The sequence below is a fragment of the Mesorhizobium sp. M8A.F.Ca.ET.208.01.1.1 genome (genome assembly GCF_004791315.1).
In the GTDB taxonomy this organism is placed as follows: Bacteria; Pseudomonadota; Alphaproteobacteria; order Rhizobiales; family Rhizobiaceae; genus Mesorhizobium.
In genome coordinates this window covers 1-434 of the sequence record NZ_SRUT01000058.1, presented here as the reverse complement: position 1 = coordinate 434, position 434 = coordinate 1, and the positions used below count along the sequence as shown (strand labels likewise).

The 434-nt window shown below is 61.8% G+C and carries 1 protein-coding gene; it reads right to left on the bottom strand.

Annotation, left to right across the window (positions count from 1 at the left end; genetic code table 11):
• A partial coding sequence (locus EN851_RS34265) for an MBL fold metallo-hydrolase (protein WP_245520888.1) occupies positions 1-434 on the bottom strand: 434 nt, incomplete at both ends.

Genomic DNA, 434 nt, shown 5'->3' with positions numbered 1-434 from the left:
GTCTGTGATCACTGCCACGACACGGCCGCCCCATTCGACCCGATAGCCTATACAGCCACCGGGATGGGTGAGACTGCCGGTCCGGATCACCACCCCTTCGCGCGGCCGAAGCACGTCTCCTGATACGAAATCGCGGTAGTCGAGGCTTGCCTTGCAGACGTCCAGTCGCACCGGAAACCAAGGCGGCCGCATGAACTCATCGACAATCTGCCGGGTCGTCATGCGTCCTGCAAGATGCCCGGACCAAAGCCTGACTTTGACGCTACGGTCGTAGATCGGCTTAAAAGCCGGCAGCCCGATGATGTGGTCGTAATGGCAGTGGGTGAAGGACAGGTCGAAATCGGTTACGCCCGACGCCCGAAGCGCTCGGCCGGCAGGCCGCAGGCCAGAGCCCGCGTCGAACAGAAGCGTATGCTTACCGCATCGCATCTCAA